This window comes from Aquisalimonas asiatica (assembly GCF_900110585.1).
GTDB lineage: Bacteria > Pseudomonadota > Gammaproteobacteria > Nitrococcales > Aquisalimonadaceae > Aquisalimonas > Aquisalimonas asiatica.
The window spans coordinates 1-1,268 of the sequence record NZ_FOEG01000026.1; the positions used below are offsets into that span (position 1 = coordinate 1).

The 1,268-nt window shown below is 58.2% G+C and carries 1 protein-coding gene; it reads left to right on the forward strand.

The genetic code is table 11. From position 1 onward, the window contains the following. The first annotated feature begins 216 nt into the window (after positions 1 to 216). On the forward strand, positions 217 to 1,227 hold the full coding sequence (locus tag BMZ02_RS18675; protein WP_091646606.1) for an ABC transporter permease: 1,011 nt from the start codon (positions 217 to 219) through the stop codon (positions 1,225 to 1,227). The last annotated feature ends 41 nt before the right edge of the window (positions 1,228 to 1,268 follow it).

A 1,268-nucleotide genomic window follows, 5' to 3' on the forward strand; every position in this document is an offset into this window, starting at 1 on the left:
GCCTACCCCTGGGGCCGCACCCGTGAGCAGGCCCTGGCGTCGGGCTGGCGCCCATCGGGCGTTGGCGAGGGGGATTGGCGCACGGCCAAGTCGGTGTAGCCGTAGGGTGGACTTCCAAGTCCACCATTATCGAATGGCGCCGTTTTCATTGTTGCACATAGGATTCAGTTCAACGGGAGCGCTGGAGGGTGGTTCGCTTTTGGCATGGAGCAAGGTATGACAAAGGACGGGTCGGAAGCCACGTATTACACGGACACGGCATTCACCGGTTATCGGCATGAGGATCTGTCGGCAGGGCGGAATCTCGAGTCGATGGGGTATTTTCAGCGCGCCTCGTTCGGGACGCGCCTGCCTTTGCTGGGGCCGCAATGCCGGGAGTATGTCGCTGTTGGCGCTTACGCTTCAGCAATGGATATCGTAAAGGGATTGCCACCGGAAGAGCGCGAGAGGAGGTTGGATAATAATGACAGCCACAAACATCGTCGATGGGCGTCAGGCGCTGACCCTCTGGTGATTGTGGCGCTTATTGGGAATGTTTCCATCTATTTGGCCATACTTTGTCCTTTTGCGGCTTTTATGATTGTTATTTTTTCGTTTGGAGAAATGGTTGGTGTTGTCAAAGATATGGCCTGGATTTTGGTGTTTTTCTTGTTGATGGTTTCTGTGTGGTTTCTGAGTATGTTCGCTGTTAATTCTGGGTTTTTGGGCTTCGGGCGCGATACGCGTTTTCAGCGCTGCACCGGGATGGTTAGTCTTTGGGCTGGTCGCAGGGTTGGGCGCTTGGAGCTGCCGTTCGAGGAGTTCGAGGCGTTTGCGGCACCAACGTCCACCGCAGTGGGTACGTATCGGTACCGTCTGGTGCTCGTGCACCGGAGCACGGACTACACGGTGGCTTACCCGGGTGAGCAGCTTGAAGTGTGGGAGACCCAGCTGGTGTGGGAAGAGCTGCAGCAGTTCATGGACGTGCGCGAGCCACTACCGGATATCCCCGAGCTTGAGGGTGTACGTCATAGAGATCCGGTGACAGCCGTGCATGACAGCGAGTCGGGCCGTCCAGAATCGTACTGGTTGGAGCTGTCGGACGATCACGTATCGGCCCTTCACGAACAGGCCCGAAGGTCCGCCGAAGTCTACCCCTGGGGTCTGACGCGCGATCAGGCGCTGGCGTCGGGTTGGCGCCCATCGGGCGTTGGCGAGGGCGACTGGCGCACGGCCAAGCCGGCGTAGGTGGGTGTGTTCATGGATGGTGGATCTGAAGATCCACCCTA

What these genes read in the sequence shown, in the direction of transcription:
- BMZ02_RS18675 (WP_091646606.1), top strand. Translation starts at nt 217, where the DNA reads ATGACAAAGGACGGGTCGGAAGCCACGTATTACACGGACACGGCATTC.